This window comes from Buttiauxella gaviniae (genome assembly GCF_040786275.1).
GTDB classification, from domain to species: Bacteria; Pseudomonadota; Gammaproteobacteria; order Enterobacterales; family Enterobacteriaceae; genus Buttiauxella; species Buttiauxella gaviniae_A.
In genome coordinates, this window is the sequence record NZ_JBFMVT010000002.1 from 2742963 (window position 1) to 2757515 (window position 14553).

Annotated in this window: 11 protein-coding genes; 7 read left to right on the top strand and 4 right to left on the bottom strand. The window is 53.9% G+C overall.

Going from position 1 to position 14553, the window contains the following annotated elements; translation table 11 throughout:
* The first annotated feature begins 31 nt into the window (after nucleotides 1-31).
* From mrcB to fhuB, 5 genes are all read left to right on the top strand, one after another.
* The gene (mrcB, locus tag AB1E22_RS13345) at nucleotides 32-2584 is read left to right on the top strand and encodes a bifunctional glycosyl transferase/transpeptidase (protein ID WP_367595736.1); all 2553 of its coding nucleotides are present in this window, start codon (nucleotides 32-34) and stop codon (nucleotides 2582-2584) included.
* 211 nt (nucleotides 2585-2795) lie between these two features.
* Nucleotides 2796-5045 carry a ferrichrome porin FhuA gene (gene fhuA / locus AB1E22_RS13350; RefSeq protein ID WP_367595737.1) on the top strand — a complete coding sequence of 750 codons (2250 nt, stop codon included), beginning with the start codon at nucleotides 2796-2798 and terminating at the stop codon, nucleotides 5043-5045.
* Between the two features lie 47 nt (nucleotides 5046-5092).
* On the top strand, nucleotides 5093-5890 hold the full coding sequence (gene fhuC / locus AB1E22_RS13355; protein ID WP_367595738.1) for a Fe3+-hydroxamate ABC transporter ATP-binding protein FhuC: 798 nt from the start codon (nucleotides 5093-5095) through the stop codon (nucleotides 5888-5890).
* A complete protein-coding gene (gene fhuD / locus AB1E22_RS13360) occupies nucleotides 5890-6789 on the top strand; it encodes a Fe(3+)-hydroxamate ABC transporter substrate-binding protein FhuD (RefSeq protein ID WP_367595739.1) in 900 nt (299 codons plus the stop codon). Before fhuC ends, fhuD begins: the two co-directional genes overlap by 1 nt.
* Nucleotides 6786-8771 carry a Fe(3+)-hydroxamate ABC transporter permease FhuB gene (gene fhuB / locus AB1E22_RS13365; protein WP_367595740.1) on the top strand — a complete coding sequence of 662 codons (1986 nt, stop codon included), beginning with the start codon at nucleotides 6786-6788 and terminating at the stop codon, nucleotides 8769-8771. The genes fhuD and fhuB overlap by 4 nt, the downstream gene beginning before the upstream one ends.
* 138 nt (nucleotides 8772-8909) lie before the next feature.
* Here the strand turns inward: fhuB and hemL are convergent, their stop codons facing one another.
* Nucleotides 8910-10190 (bottom strand): glutamate-1-semialdehyde 2,1-aminomutase, encoded by a 1281-nt coding sequence (hemL, locus tag AB1E22_RS13370; RefSeq protein ID WP_367595741.1) that lies wholly within the window; start codon nucleotides 10188-10190, stop codon nucleotides 8910-8912.
* Nucleotides 10191-10329: 139 nt separating this feature from the next.
* On the opposite strand from hemL, the gene clcA reads away from it, so the two are divergent.
* Complete coding sequence (clcA, locus tag AB1E22_RS13375; protein ID WP_367595742.1) at nucleotides 10330-11751, top strand: H(+)/Cl(-) exchange transporter ClcA; 1422 nt, start codon at nucleotides 10330-10332, stop codon at nucleotides 11749-11751.
* Between the two features lie 81 nt (nucleotides 11752-11832).
* On the top strand, nucleotides 11833-12180 hold the full coding sequence (gene erpA, locus AB1E22_RS13380) for an iron-sulfur cluster insertion protein ErpA (RefSeq protein ID WP_367595743.1): 348 nt from the start codon (nucleotides 11833-11835) through the stop codon (nucleotides 12178-12180).
* 50 nt (nucleotides 12181-12230) lie between these two features.
* On the opposite strand, the gene AB1E22_RS13385 is transcribed toward erpA, so the two are convergent.
* Genes AB1E22_RS13385 through mtnN form a run of 3 tightly spaced genes read right to left on the bottom strand, consistent with a single transcriptional unit; the run spans nucleotide 12231 to nucleotide 14401 of the window.
* Entirely contained in the window at nucleotides 12231-12851 is a 621-nt protein-coding gene (locus AB1E22_RS13385) for a TRIC cation channel family protein (RefSeq protein WP_367595744.1), read from the bottom strand.
* 58 nt (nucleotides 12852-12909) lie between these two features.
* Nucleotides 12910-13710, bottom strand: a complete 801-nt coding sequence (gene btuF, locus AB1E22_RS13390; RefSeq protein ID WP_367595745.1) for a vitamin B12 ABC transporter substrate-binding protein BtuF — start codon at nucleotides 13708-13710, stop codon at nucleotides 12910-12912.
* Nucleotides 13703-14401 (bottom strand): 5'-methylthioadenosine/S-adenosylhomocysteine nucleosidase, encoded by a 699-nt coding sequence (gene mtnN, locus AB1E22_RS13395; protein ID WP_367595746.1) that lies wholly within the window; start codon nucleotides 14399-14401, stop codon nucleotides 13703-13705. The genes btuF and mtnN overlap by 8 nt, the downstream gene beginning before the upstream one ends.
* Nucleotides 14402-14553 lie beyond the last annotated feature (152 nt).

Consider the following 14553-nt stretch of genomic DNA (forward strand, 5'->3'; position numbering starts at 1 on the left):
GCCGTGCGCCTTATTTTTGGTGGAGAAAGCAATGGCGGGGAATGACCGCGAACCAATTGGCCGTAAAGGAAAACCTTCACGTCCTGTAAAAGAGAAAGTAAGCCGCCGTCGTGTCCGGGATGAGGAGTACGACGAGGATTACGATGATGATTATGATGACGAGGAGCCGATGCCGCCACGTACGCCACGTAAAGGAAAAGGCAGTGGTAACGGCCGTCCGCCGCGTAAAAAACGCCGCTGGTTCTGGTTCCTGGTAAAACTGTTTGTCATTTTTGTGGTGCTGTTTGTGATTTACGGCGTCTATCTGGACCAGAAAATCCGCACCCGCATTGATGGCAAAGTCTGGCAGTTACCCGCGGCCGTGTATGGCCGAATGGTGAACCTTGAGCCAGACATGCCGTACAGCAAAAAAGAGATGGTTAACCTTCTGGAAGCCACTCAGTATCGTCAGGTCACGAAGATGACGCGTCCTGGTGAGTTTACGGTGCAGGGCAACAGCATCGAAATGATCCGCCGTCCGTTTGATTTCCCTGACAGTAAAGAAGGGCAGATCCGCGCACGTCTGATTTTTGATGGCGATCATCTGGAATCCATCCAGAACATGGATAACAACCGCAGCTTCGGTTTCTTCCGTCTGGATCCGCGCCTGATAACTATGTTGTCATCGCCAAATGGTGAACAGCGCCTGTTTGTGCCGCGTACCGGTTTCCCGGATCTGCTGGTCGATACGCTAATCGCGACCGAAGACCGTCATTTCTATGAGCATGATGGGATTAGTTTCTTCTCCATTGGCCGTGCGGTGCTGGCAAACTTGACTGCCGGTCGCACCGTACAAGGCGCAAGTACGCTGACGCAGCAGCTGGTGAAAAACCTGTTCTTGTCCAGCCAGCGTACCTACTGGCGTAAAGCGAACGAAGCGTACATGGCGCTGATCATGGACGCGCGTTACGGTAAAGATCGCATCCTTGAGCTGTATCTGAACGAGGTCTATCTCGGCCAGAGCGGGGATAACGAAATTCGCGGTTTCCCGCTGGCGAGCCTTTATTACTTTGGCCGCCCGGTGGAAGAGCTGAGCCTCGACCAGCAAGCCTTGCTGGTGGGTATGGTGAAAGGCGCGTCGATCTACAACCCGTGGCGTAATCCGAAGCTGGCGCTGGAGCGTCGTAACCTGGTGTTGCGCCTGCTGCAAGAGCAGAAGGTGATCGACCAGGAGCTTTACGACATGCTGAGCGCGCGTCCGTTAGGCGTGCAACCGCGTGGTGGGGTGATTTCGCCGCAGCCTGCATTTATGCAGATGGTGCGTAACGAACTTCAGACCAAACTTGGCGATAAAGTTAAAGACCTCTCCGGCGTTAAGATTTTCACCACCTTTGATTCCGTTTCTCAGGATGCGGCAGAAAAAGCGGTGAGCGAAGGTGTTCCGGTTCTGCGCGCCTCGCGTAAGCTGAAAGATCTTGAAGCGGCAATGGTCATTGTTGACCGTTCAACCGGTGAAGTTCGTGCGATGGTTGGCGGTGCAGAGACGCAGTTTGCTGGCTTTAACCGTGCGATGCAGGCGCGTCGTTCTATTGGTTCTCTGGCAAAACCTGCGACCTATCTGACGGCATTAAGCCAGCCGGATGCTTATCGCCTGAATACCTGGATTGCCGATGCGCCAATCGCGCTCAAGCAGCCGAATGGTCAGGTTTGGTCCCCGCAAAACGATGATCGTCGCTATAGCGGTCAGGTGATGTTGGTGGATGCGCTGACCCGTTCGATGAACGTGCCAACCGTTAATTTGGGTATGGCGCTCGGCTTGCCTGCGGTAACGGACACCTGGATTAAACTTGGCGTGCCGAAAGAGCAGTTGCATCCGGTTCCGGCAATGTTACTGGGTGCGCTCAACCTGACGCCAATTGAGGTCGCGCAGGCGTTCCAGACTATCGCCAGCGGCGGTAATCGCGCAACGCTATCGGCCTTACGTTCGGTGATTGCGGAAGACGGTACCGTTCTGTATCAAAGTTTCCCGCAGGCTGAACAGGCCGTGCCACCACAGGCGGCCTACATGACGCTCTTTACCATGCAGCAGGTTATCGCTCGCGGTACCGGGCGTGCGCTGGGAGGCAAATACCCGAATCTGCATCTGGCAGGTAAAACGGGTACCACCAACGATAATGTCGATACCTGGTTTGCCGGGATTGATGGCAAAGAAGTTGCCATTACCTGGGTTGGGCGCGACAACAACCAGCCGACGAAATTGTATGGTGCGAGCGGGGCGATGTCGCTCTACCAGCGCTACCTGGCTAACCAGACGCCAATTCCACTGGTGCTCAATCCACCGGAAGATATCGTGGATATGGGCGTTGATAGCGCGGGTTACTTCCAGTGTGGCGGCGGTGGCGATCGCGTGCTGCCGGTGTGGACGACGAATCCAGATGGATTGTGCCAGCAAAGCCAGCAGGCCGAGCAGAATAACAATCCGTTTAGTCAGTCACAGCAGCCGCAAACTCAGCAGCCTCAACAGCAGCAGCAACCGCAACAGCAGCAGCCAGAGCAAAGTGATGGCGTTGCCGGTTGGATTAAAGACATGTTCGGCAGTAAATAATCCTCGCTGTTTTCTGACAAAGCCTCCGTTTGTAACGGGGGCTTTTCTTTTTTGTTAAATCCCTGCATTTACTCTGGTTAATTATTATTCCCTCAGTCTTTGAAGGGATGTGATCCACTTGCTATGGGCTTTCCGTTTCGTCTATTATTCTGCGGGCATAATAATAATTATCGTTTACGTTATCATTCGTCACTTCATCAGAGAAATCAAAATGGCGCGTTCAACCACTGGACAACCAGTCAATACCTCAGTCCGTAAACTTGCATTTTTTGTTGCTGCCGCTGTGAGCGGTGTGAGTGCATCAGCATTTGCAGCAGACAGCACCACGACTAAAGAAGATACCATTACTGTTTCGGCATCAGCTCCGCAAGAAAGTGCATGGGGACCTGCAGCCACGATCGCGGCGCGTCAGTCTGCGACCGGGACCAAAACCGACACACCTATTGAAAAGGTACCTCAGTCGATTTCTGTGGTGACCGCCGAAGAGATGGCGTTGCATCAGCCAAGATCGGTGAAAGAAGCATTAAGCTATACCCCAGGCGTTGCAGTAGGAACCCGCGGTGCTTCAAACACTTATGACTATCTTGTAATTCGCGGTTTTGCGGCCGATGGTCAAAGTCAAAATAACTACCTCGACGGTATGAAGATGCAGGGCAACTTCTATAACGACGCGGTGATTGATCCTTATATGCTTGAGCGCGCTGAAATCATGCGTGGTCCGGTTTCTGTGCTGTACGGAAAAAGCAGCCCTGGCGGTTTGCTGAACATGGTGAGTAAGCGTCCGACCACGGAACCGCTGAAAGAGATCCAGTTCAAAATTGGCACCGACAGCCTGTTCCAGACTGGCTTTGACTTCAGCGATGCGCTGGATGATGACGGCGTATATTCTTATCGCTTGACCGGTGTGGCGCGTTCGAACAATGCGCAGCAGGAGCGTGCGGAAGAGCAGCGTTACGCCATCGCGCCATCTTTCTCCTGGCGTCCGGATGATAAAACCAACTTCACCTTCCTCTCTTACTTCCAGAATGAGCCGGAAACCGGTTACTACGGCTGGTTGCCAAAAGAGGGAACGGTCGAGCCGCTGCCAAATGGCGATCGTCTGCCGACCGACTTCAATGAAGGTGCGAAGAACAATACTTATTCTCGTAATGAGAAAATGGTCGGCTACAGCTTCGACCACGAATTCAACGATACCTTTACCGTGCGTCAGAACCTGCGCTTTGCTGAGAACAAAACTTCGCAAAACAGCGTCTACGGTTACGGCGTCTGTTCCGATCCAGCTAACGGCTTTAGCAAGCAATGTGCGGCGTTAGCGCCAGCGGACAAAGGTCATTATCTGGCACGTAAATACGTGGTTGATGATGAGAAGCTGCAAAACTTCACAGTTGATACCCAATTGCAGAGCAAATTTGCCACCGGCGAAGTGGACCACACTCTGCTGACGGGTGTTGATTTTATGCGTATGCGTAACGACATCAACTCCTGGTTTGGTTACGACGACTCCGTACCGCTGCTAGACCTCTACAATCCGGTGTACACCGATTTTGATTTCAATTCGAAAGATCCGGCTAACTCCGGTCCGTATCAGATCCTGAACCGCCAGAAGCAAACGGGCCTGTATGTTCAGGACCAGGCGCAGTGGGATAAAGTACTGGTCACTCTGGGCGGTCGATACGACTGGGCCGATCAGGAATCCTATAATCGTGTTCTCAATACCACGTCCACACGTGACGATACCCAGTTCACCTGGCGTGGTGGCGTTAACTACCTGTTTGATAATGGTGTAACCCCGTACTTCAGCTACAGCGAATCCTTCGAACCGGCTTCTCAGACCGATGCGCAGGGTAAACTATTCTCACCTTCTAAAGGTAAGCAGTACGAAGCGGGCCTGAAATACGTGCCGAGCGATCGTCCAATTGTATTGACCGGTGCGGTCTACCAATTGACCAAAACCAACAACCTGATGGCTGACCCTGCAGGTTCATTCTTCTCGGTTGAAGGTGGTGAGATTCGTTCACGTGGCGTTGAAGTTGAAGCGAAAGCGGCACTGTCTGCGAGCGTCAACGTAGTAGGTTCTTACACTTACACCGAGGCTGAGTACACCACGGATACCAACTATAAAGGCAATACTCCAGCGCAGGTGCCAAAACATATGGCGTCTGTTTGGGGAGATTACACCTTCTTTGATGGTGCTCTTTCAGGCCTTACTTTGGGGACCGGTGGTCGCTTCACAGGCTCAAGCTTTGGCGATCCGGCGAACTCCTTCAAGGTTGGTAGTGCGACCGTTGTGGATGCACTCGTCAGATACGATCTCGCACGTGTGGGCATGGCGGGTTCCAACGTCGCTGTTCACGTGAACAACCTGTTCGATCGTGAGTATGTTGCAAGCTGCTTCAATACCTACGGTTGCTTCTGGGGCGCTGAGCGTCAGGTTGTTGCGACGGCAACATTCCGCTTCTAAGTGTATTCGGGCACGGTTCGCCGTGCCCATCAACAAAGATGGCTACCATGCAGGACAAACAGCTTCATCCCGATACCACGTTTAGCCTCACTGATGTTACCTTCCGTGTTCCTGGCCGTACGCTCCTTCATCCTTTGTCGATGACCTTTCCCGTTGGAAAAGTGACTGGCCTGATTGGGCACAACGGTTCTGGCAAATCGACATTGCTGAAAATGCTTGGCCGCCATCAGAAGCCTTCTGATGGTGAAATTAATCTTAACGATCAATCTCTGGATAGCTGGAGCAGCAAAGAGTTTGCGCGCAAAGTTGCCTATTTACCGCAGCAACTTCCGGCGGCAGAAGGCATGACGGTACGTGAGCTGGTGGCGATTGGCCGTTACCCGTGGCACGGTGCGCTCGGTCGTTTTGGCGTGGCGGATAGAGAACGGGTTGAAGAGGCCATTACCCTGGTTGGGCTGAAGCCTTTCGCGCATCGCCTGGTTGATAGCCTTTCCGGTGGTGAACGCCAGCGCGCGTGGATAGCCATGCTGGTGGCGCAAGATACTCGTTGCCTGCTGTTGGATGAACCCACCTCGGCGTTAGATATTGCCCATCAGGTTGACGTTCTTGCGCTGATCCACCGACTGAGCCAGCAGCGCGGCCTGACGGTGATTGCGGTTTTGCACGATATCAACATGGCGGCCCGCTACTGCGATAATCTCGTTGCATTGCGCGGGGGCGAAATGATTGCGCAGGGAACGCCTGCTGAATTAATGCAAAGCGCAACGCTTGAACAAATTTATGGCATTCCGATGGGCATTCTGCCTCATCCTGCGGGTGCGGCACCGGTGAGCTTCGTTTACTGATGCCTGAATTGATTAATCCTTTATTGAGTCGTCGCCAGTTGCTAGCCGCCCTGGCGCTCTCTCCGCTACTGCTCAAAATGGGCACTGCACACGCAGCTTCAATTGATCCTCGTCGCATTGTGGCGCTGGAATGGTTACCGGTTGAGTTGATGCTGGCGCTAGGCATCACGCCTTATGCGATGGCGGATATCGCCAATTACCAGTCCTGGGTCGGCGAGCCGAAATTGCCGGATGGTATTATCGATGTCGGTTTGCGTACCGAACCTAATCTCGAACTTCTCACCCAATTAAAACCGTCGCTGATTCTCTATTCCGCAGGCTATGGTCCTTCGCCTGAAAAAATGGCGCGTATCGCACCGGGCATGGGTTTTAACTTCAATGATGGTTCAGGCAAACCGCTGACCGTTGCCCGCCAGTCAATTACAGAACTTGGCGAGAAACTGGGAATGCAGCAGGCGGCCCGCGAGCACCTGCTGAAATTCGACCAGTTTATCGAGCAGATGAAACCCCGCTTTGCCGCACGCGGCGACAAGCCGGTATTACTGATGACGCTCCTGGATTCTCGCCACGCGCTGATCATTGGTAAGAACAGCCTGTTCCAGCAGGTGATGGATTTGCTGGACGTGAAAAACGCCTGGTCTGGCGAAACGAATTTCTGGGGAAGTGCGGTAGTGGGACTCGAGCGTTTAGCCGAAGTCAAAGACGCCGATGTGATCTGCTTTGATCATAATAACGATGCTGAAATGGCGCGCGTAACCGCGACGCCACTGTGGAACGCCATGCCATTTGTTCGTCAAAACCGCTTCCAGCGAGTTCCTCCGGTTTGGCTTTACGGCGCGACCCTTTCCGCTATGAACTTCACCACTACGCTTGCGAAAGCGATAGGGAGTAAAGCGTGAGAAATCGTCATGCATTGTTCCCATCAATACTTTTAGCGCTGCTGTTTATTATTGCCTGCGCGCTGACGCTCCATAACCTGAATGCGCAATTGCCTTCAGCGCAGTGGGCAGCCGCCTGGTGGCAACCCGATATGGATAACATCAACCAGATGTTATTCCACTACAGCTTGTTGCCGCGCCTGGCTATCTCTTTGCTGGTCGGGGCAGGGCTTGGACTGGTGGGTGTGCTGTTCCAGCAGGTCTTACGTAACCCACTTGCCGAACCAACAACGCTTGGCGTGGCGAGCGGCGCTCAGTTAGGCGTTACCGTTGCCACGCTATGGGCATTGCCCGGTGGCTTTGCGACCCAACAGTTTGCGGCATTAGCCGGTGCGGGCGTAATTGGCTTATTGGTGTTTGGTGTGGCATGGGGCAAGCGTTTATCCCCGGTTACGCTGATTCTTGCAGGCCTGGTACTGAGCCTGTATTGCGGTGCGGTAAATCAACTGCTCGCCATTTTCCACCATGACCAATTGCAGAATATGTTCCTGTGGAGCACCGGTTCGCTCAATCAGCAGGACTGGGATATCGTCAACGGCCTGTGGCCGCGCTTGGTCGGCGGTTTGTTATTAACGCTGCTGTTATTGCGCCCGCTAACGTTGATGGGGCTGGACGACGGTGTAGCGCGTAATCTTGGCCTGGCGCTTTCGATGGTGCGTCTGGCTACGCTGGTGCTGGCCATTGCTATCAGCGCGCTGCTGGTGAATGCGGTTGGGATTATCGGTTTTATCGGCCTGTTTGCGCCACTGCTGGCAAAAATGCTCGGCGCAAGGCGTCTGGTTGCACGCCTGTTCCTCGCGCCGGTGATTGGGGCGTTGATTCTCTGGCTGTCGGATCAGTCTGTTATCTGGCTGACGAATGCCTGGCGTGAAATTTCCACCGGTACGGTGACGGCTCTGATTGGTGCGCCTCTACTGCTTTGGCTGCTGCCTCGCCTGCGTACCGTTGGCACACCAGCCATGAATCAGGGCGATAACGTGCCTTCTGAGCGCCAGCATTTAGTCTGGTGGGTGTTAATTGGCAGCGGCGTGCTGGCTCTGGTGATCGTAACTGCTCTGACGCTGGGGCGTGATGCATACGGCTGGAATTGGGTTAGCGGTTCGATGTTCCACGACCTGTTGCAGTGGCGCTGGCCACGTGTGTTAGCCGCGCTAACGGCGGGCATGATGCTGGCGGTTGCGGGGAGTGTCATTCAGCGTCTGACCGGCAACGCGATGGCAAGCCCGGAAGTTTTAGGTATCAGTTCCGGCGCGGCATTCGGCGTAGTTGTGATGCTGTTTATCGTGCCGGGTAATGCGTTCGGATGGTTGTTCCCGGCGGGCAGCCTGGGGGCTGCAGTGACTCTGATGGTGATTATGGTCACCGCCAGCCGCGGCGGATTTTCCCCACAGCGTATGCTGCTGGCAGGGATGGCGCTCAGTACCGCGTTTACCATGCTATTAATGCTGCTGATGGCGAGTGGCGATCCGCGTATGGCGGGGATCCTGACCTGGATTTCCGGCTCGACGTATAACGTCACCGGCGATCAGGCCGTCAGAACGCTTATCCTGATGGTGATTTTATTTGCCCTTACGCCGCTGTGCCGCCGTTGGCTAATGATTCTGCCGCTGGGTGGCGCAACCGCGCGAGCCATCGGTATGGCTCTGACACCTTCACGCTTTGCTCTGCTTTTGCTGGCCGCAACGTTAACCGCAGCCGCAACGATGACCGTTGGGCCGCTGAGTTTTGTTGGATTAATGGCACCGCATATCGCACGCATGCTTGGTTTTAGACGTGCGATGCCGCAGTTGATTATGTCGGCGTTATTAGGTGGGATGCTGATGGTGGCGGCTGACTGGTGTGGAAGAATGATCCTGTTCCCGGATCAAGTACCTGCTGGCCTGCTGGCGACGTTTATTGGTGCGCCGTACTTTATCTATCTGCTTCGTAAGCAGAGTCGTTGATTTTTCTCAGGCATTCGGCAAGAACCCGGTTTGGCCCCCACCCCAACCCTCCCCTTTCCAGGGGAGGGAGCAGTTAACTCCTCCACCTGGTAAGGGGGAGGTTGGGAGGGGGTCATTTGTTTCCGACACGCAAAATGCTTAAAGCTTCGCGAACACCCGACGCGCGGCGTCGATAGTCTTCTGAATATCTTCTTTCGAATGCGCAACTGACATAAAGCCCGCCTCAAACGCAGACGGTGCCAGGTAAACGCCTTCTTCCAGCATCAAATGGAAGAACTTCTTGAAGCGTTCAACGTCACATGCCATCACATCCTGGTAGCAAGTTACTGAATCCGCATCGGTGAAGAACAGGCCAAACATTCCACCCACGTTATTTACAACCAACGGAATGTTTTCGGCTTGCGCGGCGTTCAACAATCCATCGGCCAGCATTTCTGTCAGCTCGGTCAACGTCTGGTGCACGCCTGGCTGGGCGACTTCAGTCAGGCAGGCATAACCCGCGGCCATGGCGATTGGGTTACCTGAAAGGGTACCCGCCTGATAAACCGGGCCAGTCGGTGCCAGCGCATCCATGATTTCACGACGGCCACCAAATGCGCCGACCGGCATACCGCCGCCGATGATTTTACCCAGGCAGGTTAAATCAGGCTCCACGCCGTAGTAAGACTGCGCGCCCGCCAGAGCAACACGGAAACCTGTCATCACTTCATCGATAATAAACAGTGCGCCAAACTCGTCGCACAGGGCGCGCAGCCCAGGCAGGAAATCATCGTTTGGCGGAATGCAGTTCATGTTGCCTGCGACCGGCTCAACAATAATGCAGGCAATCTCTTGCGGATACTGCTCAAATGCTTCGCGCACGGATGCCAGATCGTTGTAGGTGCAGGTGAGGGTATGTTTGGCAAAATCTGCCGGAACGCCCGGGGAGTTTGGCTGGCCGAGGGTCAATGCGCCAGAGCCGGCTTTCACCAGCAGGCAGTCAGCATGGCCGTGGTAGCAACCTTCGAATTTAATGATTTTATCGCGGCCGGTGAAGCCACGCGCCAGACGAATGGCGCTCATGGTGGCTTCGGTGCCGGAGTTCACCATGCGCACCATATCCATAGTCGGAACCAGTTCTGTCACCAGTTCCGCCATTTTCACTTCCATCTCGGTCGGTGCGCCAAAGCTCAGGCCGCGTTCAACCGCTTCAATCACGGCGTTGCGAATCGCCGGGTGGTTGTGCCCGAGAACCATCGGGCCCCATGAGCCCACATAGTCGATATAGGCTTTGCCGTCAGCGTCATACAGGTAAGCCCCGTCAGCGCGTTCGATAAACAGCGGCACACCGCCGACTCCGGTAAAAGCACGAACCGGTGAGTTCACCCCGCCTGGGATGACTTTGCGTGCGGCAGCGTACAGGTTTTCTGACTTGCTCATGAATCGGCTCCTGGATTCGTGGAAAGAGTGGCAACGGACTATTCTAAGGGAAACTCGCGAAGTTATGAAAGTATTGCCCAAACGCATCGAGAGAGTAGAATGCCCGCTCGATTTGTATTACCAATAAATGATTAGCCTAATGAATCACTCCCACCCCTCTTTTGAAGCACAGCAGGTTGTGCGCTTACGCAGGGGCGACATGGTGCGTCGCCTGATCCGACAGGATAAAACGCCTGTCGCTATTCTTTTCATGGCCGCAATAGTAGGGACATTAGCCGGTTTAATGGGCGTTGCTTTTGAAAAAGCAGTGACGTGGGTGCAGCAAAATCGCCTGGCAATGCTGGCAGGTGTGGCCGATCACAGTCTGATCGTTTGGCCGTTGGCATTCATCAGCTCAATGGTTTTGGCGATGGTTGGCTACTATTTAGTGCGCCGTTATGCGCCAGAAGCGGGCGGTTCGGGTATCCCGGAAATTGAAGGGGCGCTTGAAGAGTTGCGCCCGGTGCGCTGGTGGCGCGTCATTCCGGTTAAATTTATTGGCGGTATGGGGACGCTCGGCGCAGGCATGGTTCTCGGGCGTGAAGGCCCAACGGTGCAACTGGGCGGGAATATTGGCCGCATGGTGCTGGATATTTTCCGCGTGCGTGGTGCCGAAGCTCGCCATTCCCTATTAGCGACCGGTGCGGCGGCGGGTTTATCTGCGGCGTTTAACGCGCCGCTGGCGGGGATCCTGTTCATTATTGAAGAGATGCGTCCGCAGTTTCGCTACAACCTGATTTCAATAAAAGCCGTGTTTATCGGCGTGATTATGTCGAGCGTGGTTTTCCGTATTTTTAACGGGGAAAACGCGGTTATTGAAGTCGGCAAACTCTCTAACGCCCCGGTAAATACGCTGTGGTTGTATCTGGTTTTGGGAATGGTATTTGGCATTGTTGGCGTGTTCTTTAACGCGATGGTGTTTCGTACTCAGGATATGTTCCAGCGTATCCACGGCGGCAATCTCAAAAAATGGGTGCTCATTGGCGGGCTGTTAGGCGGTATTTGTGGCGTGTTGGGGCTTATTCAGCCCGAAGCGGCAGGTGGGGGTTTTAACCTGATTCCTATTGCGGCTGCCGGAAATTACACCATTGGCATGCTGTTGTTTATCTTCGTCGCTCGCGTGATTACCACGCTGCTGTGTTTTTCTTCCGGCGCACCGGGTGGGATTTTTGCCCCGATGCTTGCGTTAGGTACGTTACTGGGTACCGCGTTTGGTATGGCGAGTGCGGCCTGGTTCCCGGCTTATCATCTTGATGCCGGTACGTTTGCGATTGCGGGAATGGGGGCGCTATTTGCCGCATCCGTGCGGGCGCCATTAACAGGAATCGTGCTGGTTCTGGAAATGACTGACAATTATCAGCTTATTTTGCCGATGATCATTACCTGCCTTGGCGCGACACTATTGGCACAATTCCTCGGTGGACAACCGCTATACTCCTCGATCCTTGCGCGCACGCTTGCGAAGCAAGAAGCGGAGAAGCAGGCAAAAGCACAACAGACCCCTGGCGGGGAGAATACTTGAACGATTTACTCGGGTATTAGATAATGGCCCTAAATTTTGGGTTAAATTTCACCCGATTTCTTATTTCGTTGGGAGCAAAAAATGAGTGATGACGTAGTAGCGCTGCCGTTGCAGTTTACCGAAGCAGCCGCCAGTAAAGTAAAAAGCCTGATCGCAGATGAAGAAAACCCGAATCTGAAACTACGCGTCTATATCACCGGTGGTGGTTGCAGCGGCTTCCAGTATGGTTTTACTTTTGACGATCAGATCAACGACGGCGATATGACTATCGAGAAGCAAGGCGTTGCCTTAGTTGTTGACCCGATGAGCCTGCAATATCTGGTGGGTGGCGCGGTAGATTACACCGAAGGACTGGAAGGTTCTCGCTTTGTGGTGACGAACCCGAATGCGAAAAGCACCTGTGGGTGTGGTTCTTCCTTCAGCGTTTAATGGCTGATTGAAAAGAAAAAGCCGTGTTTTTTAACACGGCTTTTTAATGTCTATTGCCGGTCATCCAGAGCAAACGTCGGCAGTTTAAGGTGCCAACGAATGGCGGCCAGACGAATGGCCAGAGTGACGACCATGCCAATCATACTGGCTTGTTCTAACGGCACGTGGAATGTGTAGTAGGCGGTGGCGTGTACAATTCCGCCTGCAATACACGCTGTAGCGTAGATTTCTGTGCGTAGGATCATCGGGATTTCGCGGGCTAAAACATCACGAATAATCCCGCCGCCAACGCCGGTCAACACGCCCATGCAGATAGCAATCAGCGGGCTGGTGCCTGCCAGAAAGGCTTTGTTCACCCCGATACCCACAAACACCGCAAGACCCACGGCATCCAGCACGGGAAGAATCCATTTCGGCAGGCGTCGCGGTTGGCGCACCAGCAGAATGGTCAGCAAGCATGTCACCATCGCAACGACCAGGTCAGTGGGATCTTTAACCCAAAATACCGGGCCGTTATCCAGCGCCATATCGCGGATTGTTCCGCCGCCGACGGCTGTCACCACGCCTAACACCAGAACGCCAAACGGGTCCATACGAAGTTTTCCAGCCAGTAGTACGCCGGAGATGGCAAAGACGGCTGTGCCAATGATGTCCAGCCAATAAACGAGCATCAAGCTATCCTCATCAAATATACCCGTCCCACAACTCGAGATATGAAGGGTATGAATATTATTTTTCTGCCAGCTCCTCACAGAGCTGTTTTGCGGCGAGGATAATACGCGGGCCCGAGCGGCTAAACCAGTCATCATTTACTGCAATAACCGGAATTTTTAGCTGGGTATTCCAAAATTGCTCAACGGGAAGAATTTGGGTTTCATCGCCGGTGATAACAATCGCCTGTGGATGCCGGCTTATCACCTGTTCACGGCTCACTTGCGGCCAGGGAACGCGGCTATCAGCGAAGATATTTTGCCCGCCACACACTTCCAAAATTTCGTTCTGAATCGAACCACGGCCCGATGTAAACAGCGGTTGCTGGCCGAATTGCAAAAACACTTTTTTCGGCGTGCGGTGCGCGTACTGTTTTTTTAGCGCTGAAAAATCGTTGGCGAGTTTATCGGCGGCCTGATTTGCCATTTCAGGTGTTGGGCTGTATTGACCTAATTGGCGCAAGGCCGCAACTACTCCATCGACCGTTATGGGATCGAGCCAGATAACGTTGATGCCCAGAGCCTGAAGTTGATTGATCTGGCGCTCTGCATTGCCACCGCGCCAGGCAAGCACGATATCGGGTTTCAGCGCCACGATGCGCTCAAGGTTCATCCCTTGCCAGTTTGCCACTTGCTCAATTTTTTTGGCCGCTTCCGGGTAATTCGACCAGGCGCTAACTGCCACCGGCGTAATACCGGCTGCGAAGGCGAGTTCAGTATTACTCGGCGAAAGCGAGATAACCCGCGGCGCGGCTATAAGCAGCGCCGGTAGGCTAAACAGTAGCGCAGCAAAAGTGCGCCAGAGGGTCTTATTAACCACGAGCCAGTTTCTGCACCAGGTTTTCCACCATCAGTGTGGACTGCTTAGCCGCAACGGCCAGGAACTCTTCAAAGCTCAGGTGAGATTGTTGATCGGCGACGTCAGAGATGGCGCGAACCACCACAAACGGTGTGCCGAAGTTGTGGCAAACGTGCGCCACGGCTGTCGCTTCCATTTCAACGGCAACCGCCTGCGGGAAGTTATGACGGATTTTTGCCAGCGCAACAGAACCGTTGATAAACGCATCGCCACTCACAACCAGGCCGCGCACGGCATTCAGGTTCAGCTCGGCAATGCACGCTTCAGCGGCGGCAATCAGTTTGGCATCGGCTGCAAAACCCGCCGGGCAGCCAGGCAGTTGGCCAAACTCATAACCAAAAGCGGTAACGTCTGCATCGTGATAACGTACTTCATCAGACACAACTATATCGCCAACTTTGAGTGTCGTTGCGAGGCCGCCTGCAGAACCGGTGTTGATGATGAAATCAGGTTTGCAATGCTCAAGCAGAAGGGTTGCGCCCATTGCCGCGGCAACTTTACCGATGCCTGATTTCAGCAACGCCACTTCAACGCCATTGAGCGTACCTGTGTAAATTTCACACCCGGCCAGAGTCAGCGTTTGACGGTTTTCAATTTTGTCACGCAGCAGCGTAACTTCTTCTTCCATTGCACCAATAATGCCTGCTTTCATAGTGATACTCGCTAAAGTGTTAGATCAGTTGCATAGTCTATCATGGCATACCCGTCCTCCTCCAAGTTGCAGGGCTGTTGGCTGCTCTCGTTCACCCGAATCACTTACTTGAGTAAGCGCATCGGGACTCATTCGATTGCCGCTTACCTGCA